This window comes from Leuconostoc gelidum subsp. gelidum KCTC 3527 (assembly GCF_000166715.1).
Classification (GTDB): Bacteria; Bacillota; Bacilli; order Lactobacillales; family Lactobacillaceae; genus Leuconostoc; species Leuconostoc gelidum.
The window spans coordinates 44383-51554 of record NZ_AEMI01000039.1 but is presented as its reverse complement, the minus strand read 5'-3'; the positions used below and the strand labels follow the sequence as shown (position 1 = coordinate 51554).

The 7172-nt window shown below is 35.0% G+C and carries 6 protein-coding genes and 2 tRNA genes; 2 read left to right on the top strand and 6 right to left on the bottom strand.

What is annotated here, in order from left to right; all coding sequences use genetic code 11:
* Nucleotides 1–18: 18 nt before the first annotated feature.
* Both EUI_RS0109900 and EUI_RS0109895 read right to left on the bottom strand, forming a co-directional pair.
* Nucleotides 19–90, bottom strand: a tRNA-Gln gene (locus EUI_RS0109900).
* A 39-nt stretch (nt 91–129) separates the two neighbouring features.
* Nucleotides 130–212, bottom strand: a tRNA-Tyr gene (locus EUI_RS0109895).
* Between the two features lie 236 nt (nt 213–448).
* On the opposite strand from EUI_RS0109895, the gene EUI_RS0109890 reads away from it, so the two are divergent.
* On the top strand, nt 449–1117 hold the full coding sequence (locus tag EUI_RS0109890) for a phosphatase PAP2 family protein (RefSeq protein WP_010687997.1): 669 nt from the start codon (nt 449–451) through the stop codon (nt 1115–1117).
* 51 nt (nt 1118–1168) lie between these two features.
* Here EUI_RS0109890 and nrdF read toward each other — a convergent pair whose 3' ends face one another.
* The 4 genes from nrdF to nrdH form a co-directional block, all read right to left on the bottom strand.
* The gene (gene nrdF, locus EUI_RS0109885; RefSeq protein ID WP_010687996.1) at nt 1169–2146 is read right to left on the bottom strand and encodes a class 1b ribonucleoside-diphosphate reductase subunit beta; all 978 of its coding nucleotides are present in this window, start codon (nt 2144–2146) and stop codon (nt 1169–1171) included.
* A 5-nt stretch (nt 2147–2151) separates the two neighbouring features.
* Nucleotides 2152–2592 (bottom strand): class Ib ribonucleoside-diphosphate reductase assembly flavoprotein NrdI, encoded by a 441-nt coding sequence (locus EUI_RS0109880; protein WP_010687995.1) that lies wholly within the window; start codon nt 2590–2592, stop codon nt 2152–2154.
* A gap of 84 nt (nt 2593–2676) precedes the next feature.
* Nucleotides 2677–4848 carry a class 1b ribonucleoside-diphosphate reductase subunit alpha gene (gene nrdE, locus EUI_RS0109875; RefSeq protein ID WP_010687994.1) on the bottom strand — a complete coding sequence of 724 codons (2172 nt, stop codon included), beginning with the start codon at nt 4846–4848 and terminating at the stop codon, nt 2677–2679.
* Nucleotides 4849–4940: 92 nt separating this feature from the next.
* A complete protein-coding gene (gene nrdH, locus EUI_RS10205) occupies nt 4941–5171 on the bottom strand; it encodes a glutaredoxin-like protein NrdH (protein WP_010687993.1) in 231 nt (76 codons plus the stop codon).
* A gap of 492 nt (nt 5172–5663) precedes the next feature.
* Here nrdH and EUI_RS0109865 point away from each other — a divergent pair, with 492 nt between their 5' ends.
* Entirely contained in the window at nt 5664–7067 is a 1404-nt protein-coding gene (locus EUI_RS0109865) for a hemolysin family protein (protein ID WP_010687992.1), read from the top strand.
* Nucleotides 7068–7172 lie beyond the last annotated feature (105 nt).

The following is a 7172-nucleotide window of genomic DNA, read 5'->3' as shown; positions in this document are numbered from 1 at the left end:
TCTTTTTAATTTATTATATTGCCCCTGCTGGATTCGAACCAGCGCATAGCGGTACCAAAAACCACTGCCTTACCACTTGGCGAAGGGGCAATAGTTAATCTTTTTAGCCGTTAACTATTAAATCGGCTATGGGAGCGGTAGGATTCGAACCTACGAACCCGAAGGAACGGAGTTACAGTCCGTCGCGTTTAGCCAGACTTCGCTACACTCCCATATCTCAAACAACTATATAATCATATCAAATTTCAGCACAGTTGACAACCCCTTTTTGAAAATTCCTACAATGACATATTTTTGATAATAAATTAAACATTGTTAACTACAATTTTTGAATTTGTAATCTAAATAAGTGGATTATTATTTATTTGCTGCTCCAATAGCCTTGTTTATATCAGTATCTTTCATTATACTAGAGTAAGGTAAAAATCCGCATTTGGAGTCGTACAACATGATCGTATCTATTACAAACAAACAACGCCGGCAAGCAGTCATCAGTTGTATCATTGCTATGACCTTAGCCATCTTAATTAAATTTAATGTCATACTCCCAGCCATGCTTGATAATAGCATCCACCGTTGGTTTGCCAACATACAAACCGGATACGGTGACGTTGTGATGGCTATTGCTACTTTTCTGGGCAATCCTGTGGTTGATGTTGTTTACATACTTATTTTAGCTGGTATTCTTATTATTGCCAAACTTCATATACCAGCCATTTGGACCATTGCTACTATTATATCAGGTGATGTATTTCTAGCCTTAATAAGGATTATTGTTGGCCGTACACGGCCAGTAGGACATTTACTGGCTGATAGTTCGTCTTCGTTTCCAAGTACGCATGTCTTTGGTTTATTTATTGTCATATTTATCATTGCAATTCTCGTGACTCCTAACATAAATTCTACCTACACGCAGGTACTAATTAATTGGATTAGTATCACAATAGGATTGATGACCATGCTAAGTCGCATTTACTTTAATGCCCATTTCTTCAGTGATACCGTTGCAGCAGTTTTGTTTGCCTATAGTTGGGTTATTCTTTCTGCCTCTCTGTATCCCAAACTAGCAATATTTTTACAAAATCATATTGCATTATTTAAACACGATGAAATTTAAAATAAAACCTCTTAATATCATTAAATGATATTAAGAGGTTTTATTTTATGATCAATTATTGCTAATATTATAATCATCTTCTTCCATGGCTTCAACTGCGCCAAGTAAATAACCATTTCCCACACCAGAGAAAAAGTCATGATTAGCCGTTGAGGTTGAAATGCCATTCATAACAACTGGGTTGACATCATCCGCACCGTCTGGAAACATTGGCTCCTGACCCAAGTTCATTAACGCCTTGTTAGCGTTGTAACGCAAGAAAGTTAACACCTGTTCTGTCCAACCTAAATCATCATACAATTGATGTGTATACTTCTCTTCATTTTCGTATAATTCATAAAGCAAATCATACATCCAGCTTTGTAACTCACTTTTTTCTCCTGCTGGTAGTTGGTTAAAACCGATTTGGAATTTATAACCAATGTATGTGCCATGAACAGATTCGTCACGTATAATTAATTTAATAATTTCTGCAACATTCAACATTTTATTGTGCCCTAAAAAATATAACGGTGTATAAAAGCCAGAATAAAACAGAAATGTTTCCAAAAATACTGACGCTATTTTCTTTTGCAATGGTGATCCAGTTTGATAAATACCATTAATACGGTTAGCCTTGTATTGCAAAAATTCATTCGTATCAGCCCAATCAAAAATAGCTTCAATTTCTGTTTTTTCATTTAACGTTTCAAAAATAGATGAATATGACTTAGCATGAACAGATTCCATAAATTGAATATTATTCAACACTGCCTCTTCTTTTTGATTAACAACATCTAATTTTAATTGCGCCATGCCATCTTGTGATTGCAATGTATCCAAAGTTGTCAGTCCACCAAATACCAAATTCATCGTTTGACGTTCTTGATTTGACATATTACCACGCCACGTTTTCAAATCGTTGGAAATTGGAATACGTGTATCGAGCCAAAACTGTTGTGTCAATTTTTCCCAGGTTGCCTTATCAAGTTCATCTTCAATTGTATTCCAGTTAATTGCTGTATATGAGTTATCTTTTAAATGTTTCATAAGTTTTATTCTCCAAATAAAGGTTTTATTAAGTTATAGGCTTTCTCTGCATCAAATATGCTACCCCGCAGTTCAAAGGCAAATAGCATTGGCACATTAAATTTGTCGGCATAACGTAACGCTGTTAAATTAAATTGTACATTGAAATTACGATTTCCCGATCCAATAATACCTTTTAAATACTGACTATTACGCCCAAATGATAAATAGTCTCCTAAGGCACTCGTAAAAATTTCTGTCACTTCTGGACCAATTCCCGTTCCCCCAGTTAAATAGGTGGGAACCACGGCAACATAGGGTTCTGTTTCATTGGCGTACTCTGTCTCATCACCAATCATACGTGCTTCAAGTATATCATCATTTTTTTCAGCCACTACTTGTAATTTTTCCACAAAAGATTGTGTGTTCCCCTCAGTTGAGGTATATAAAACATTGATTTTTGTCATAAATAATTAGTGTCCTTCAATTACTGCTATGCTGTATGTACAAATAAACCATCTCACAAATAATTAGACGATTTATTTTTAAAACTAAATTGAGCAGCTCTCACATTCATTCACACCTGATTCTTGGTTATCATCAGTAAATGTTCGTATATAGTACAATGATTTGATTCCCTTGTTAAACGCATAATGACGTAAAATAGTCAAATCACGCGTCGTCATTTTATCTGTTCGACCTTTTTTCCATTCATACAAATCATTTGATAACGTCGAACGCATAAACAAAGTTAACGCCATTCCTTGATCGATATGTTCCTGAGCAGCCGCATAGATATCAATCACTTTACGCATGTCTATATCATACGCTGAGACGTAGTATGGCATTGTTTCATTATTCAAACCAGGAGCTGGATAATAAACTTTTCCAATCATACCCTCTTGACGTTCTTCTATTTTATTTACAATTGGCAATAAGGTTGCTGTTGTATCATTAACATAGGAAATAGAACCTGTTGGCGCAATAGCATGACGATAGGCATTATACATACCATATTTTGCGACATCAGCTTTTAATTCTGCCCAGTCATGCTTCGTTGGGATATTATGTTTGGCAAACGATACAGCGACTTTTTGTGTACGCGGCGCCCAATCTTTCTCTAGATACTTATCAAAGTAAGAACCATCAGCATACGTAGATTTTTCAAATTCAAAAAAAGTGTCGTTTCGTTCTTTAGCAATCGCCATCGACGCTTTAATTGAATAATAATTCAATGTCATAAAGAATGTTGTTGTAAAGTCCAGAGACTCCTCATCTCCATAATACATTTTATTTTGAGCAAAGTAAGCGGCTAAGCCCATAGCTCCTAAACCAATGGCATGCTTTTCAGTGTTCCCCTTGGCAATTGATGGCACAACATCTAAGTTTGATGTGTCTGATACATATGTCAACGCACGCACCATTGTATCCACTGATTCACCAAAGTTATTTGTTGCCATCATATTAACAATATTGATTGATCCCAAGTTGCAACTCACATCTGAACCTAAACGCGTATACTGTTGCCCATTATCTAATTCAGATGGTGTTTGTACTTGTAAAATTTCTGAACATAAGTTGGATGAAATAATTTTTCCAGCAATTGGATTGGCACGATTAGCAACATCAATGTTAATGACATAGGGATAACCAGATTCTTGTTGCAATTTTGATATTTCTTCTTCCAAAAAACGTGCATTGACATGATATTTAGTAATCTTATCGTTATTCACCATATTATCATATTCAGATGTAATATCAATATAGTTAAATGGTTTGCCGTACACTTTTTCAACATCAACTGGACTAAATAGATACATGACGTCGTTTTTACGCACTAAATCATAAAACTTATCAGGAATTGTTAATCCCAATGACAATGTTTTAACACGTATTTTTTCATCAGCATTTTCTTTTTTTGTTGACAGAAATGCCATGATATCAGGATGGAACACTGATAGATAAACAACACCAGCACCTTGTCGCGCGCCAACTTGGGAAGAAAAAGTAAAGGAATCTTCCAGTAATTTCATAATTGGTACAATACCACCAGCAGAATTCGCAATTCCCATAACTGGGGCTCCAGCTTCTCGAACATTTGACACATTGATACCAACACCACCACCCATTTTTGACAATTGCAATGCTGAGTTAACTGTTCGACCAATCGAGTTCATATCATCAGATGTTTGTATAATAAAGCACGACACTAATTCACCACGACGCGCACGGCCAGCATTCAAAAAACTCGGTGTGGCAGGTTGATAACGTTGATGAATCATTTCGTCAGCTAAACGCAATGCTAATTCTTCACGACCATCGGCATAATATAAAGCATTCATTGCTACACGATCTACATAGGTTTCAACGTAATGTTGCCCATCATTAGTTTTCAAAGCGTATTGATTATAAAACTTGAATGCTGCCATAAATGACTTGAAATTAAAATGTTGGCTTTCTAAATAAGTGTACAATTTTTCAATAAACGCAAGACGGTATTTCTCAATAAATGCACGTTCCAAAAAATCATTTTCAAACAACCACTCAAAGCGGTCTGCTAATGATTCAAACTGAATGACATTTGGCCAGACATTCTCTTTTAAAAAAGCATCAAGTGCTTCTTGATCCTTTTCGAGCTGAATTTGATTATTTTTAGGAATATTGACTTGATTATTTAAATCAAAATAAGTCACTTGATCCAAGTTAAGTTCTTTTAATGGCATGAATTTTGTCCTCTATACGTCTCACAATTTATGTTTCTAACTAAAATAAAAAAACATCGGTTGATTGCCTCACGATGTTAATTTCATTCAGTTTAAGCTGAAATCTGCTTTAATACATCTGGGCGGAAGCCAGAAAATTTTGGCATCCCTTCGATTGACACAACTGGTGTTTGACGAAAGCCATCCGCTTTTAGTGTATCAACATACTGTGTATTTTCTTCAATGTTGATCTCTTTAAACGGAATACCCTGTGTTTCCAAAAACTTTTTTGTCATTTTGCATTGTACACAATCGTACTTTGTATATACTGTTACTTTCTCCATAAGGCACCTCTTTAATAATATTTATTATTTTTCATTTTTTCATCATAAAATCAAATATCTGTTACTAGCTAGTTTACCTGTTTTTAAAAAAATAACAAGGACAACATGCGTCTTCACAAACAATTGTTCGATATGTCGCACTGAATTCAGTATATACAAAAGAAATACTACAATTTTTTTCACAAGCTAAATAGACGAACGTTAAAAACGCTGTCATATCAAAGTAAACCATCAGTAATCACAAATTAAATTAAACATAAAAAATTTATAAAAGTTGTTCTATACCTGTTCTATCAAACTTTAAATAGGCCAGTGGTTAATTTAATTAAGAACCCACCCGAAATTTTGTTCGACTTTATCTTTTATCCGTATACAGTTATCAGAAATTGTTCGCTTTTTTTAAACCTTATAATTTTTATAAATGGCTTAGATTTTTCATTTTTTTCTGGTATAATAGCGAATAGTTACACATTAGAAAAGAGGTTTACGAATTTGGATTCTGGTCCGTCTATGCTCCTCAACTTTGTCATTATTGTTGTGGTGCTACTACTCGCTATTTTGTTTACATTAACAGAATATTCTTTGGTGAAAGTCCGTCTCAGTGCTTTACGGGATTTGCAGGAAAAGCGTGAAAAACCTTCACGAAACATCGCCAATGCCATTCACATGGTGACCCATCTAACTGAATATTTATCGACTGCACAAGTCGGTATTACATTAACAAGTTTAATATTAGGTTGGGTCGGTGAAGAAACCGTCGCTAATATTATTCTAAACTCGGGTGCCTTACCACCTGAATATGCGCGCGCGGTTGCCTCAGTTTCTGCCATGATTATTTTTACAATAGTTCATGCTGTATTTACTGACTTGGTTCCCAAAAATATCGCTATTGAGTCCCCCGTTAAAGTCTTACTCTTTATTGTCCGCCCTGTTCGCTTTTTTCACATTACACTTTTCCCAATGATTTGGGCATTAGATCATTTATCAAACGTTATTACACATTTGTTGGGATTTCGTACTGATGGTGAAGAAGACATTTATTCGCAAACTGAAATTCTATCTTTATCTAAGAATGCTGCTGCTGCAGGAGAGTTAGACGCAGAAGACTTAACATTTATGAAACGTGCTTTTGAAATGAATGATAAAGTTGCTGTTGATATTATGATTGATCGCACATCTATGACTGCAATTGACGTCAAAACACCCATTGCTGATGCACTTAATTTGTATTTGCAAGAACGTTATTCCCGTTTCCCTGTCATTGCAGATAACGATAAGGACAAGGTTTTAGGTTATGTCTTCAACTATGATTTAGTCAGACAAGCACGAATTAAAGATACTGATCCAGTCTCTAAAATTATGCGTGACATTCCAGCCGTTCCTGAGAATATGGATTTACATGACGTTATGGATGAAATGATCATCAAACGCTCACCAATTGCCATTGTTGTGGATGAATACGGTGGCACAAGTGGTTTAATTACCGATAAAGATATTTATGAAGAACTTTTTGGTACAGTTCGAGATGAAATCGACGATGTATCAGATGACTATATCGAAAAACTTGGAGACCATCATTATAAAGTTTCTGGTAAAATGACACTTTATGACTTTGAAAGATATTTCAACCAGAACGTTAAAGAATTAGAAGATAACGATGCTGTCACTTTGACCGGCTATGTATTGAATGAAGATCCCGAATTTCGAGCTGGTGACACCATGAAGGTTGCTAATTTCCGATTAACTGCGTTAGATTATGATAATGCTTACATCTCTCAGTTCACCGTGAAAGTACTACCAACTCCTAGACAAGATCGAAATAACAATGGTATTTTTGATGAAGATGAGAATAAACAAAATGAAGAATCTTCAGAAATCACAAATCAACTTAATTAATCCCGAAACCGCTTAGGCGGTTTTTTTGTTCAAGAATTTATATCAATTAAATGTTAAAATAGAAATAATAAACTTTAGGAGAATAATGTACTAACTAGTGTTAAT

What these genes read in the sequence shown, in the direction of transcription:
- EUI_RS0109890 (WP_010687997.1), top strand. Translation starts at nt 449, where the DNA reads ATGATCGTATCTATTACAAACAAACAACGCCGGCAAGCAGTCATCAGT.
- nrdF (WP_010687996.1), bottom strand. Translation starts at nt 2,146, where the DNA reads ATGAAACATTTAAAAGATAACTCATATACAGCAATTAACTGGAATACA.
- EUI_RS0109880 (WP_010687995.1), bottom strand. Translation starts at nt 2,592, where the DNA reads ATGACAAAAATCAATGTTTTATATACCTCAACTGAGGGGAACACACAA.
- nrdE (WP_010687994.1), bottom strand. Translation starts at nt 4,848, where the DNA reads ATGCCATTAAAAGAACTTAACTTGGATCAAGTGACTTATTTTGATTTA.
- nrdH (WP_010687993.1), bottom strand. Translation starts at nt 5,171, where the DNA reads ATGGAGAAAGTAACAGTATATACAAAGTACGATTGTGTACAATGCAAA.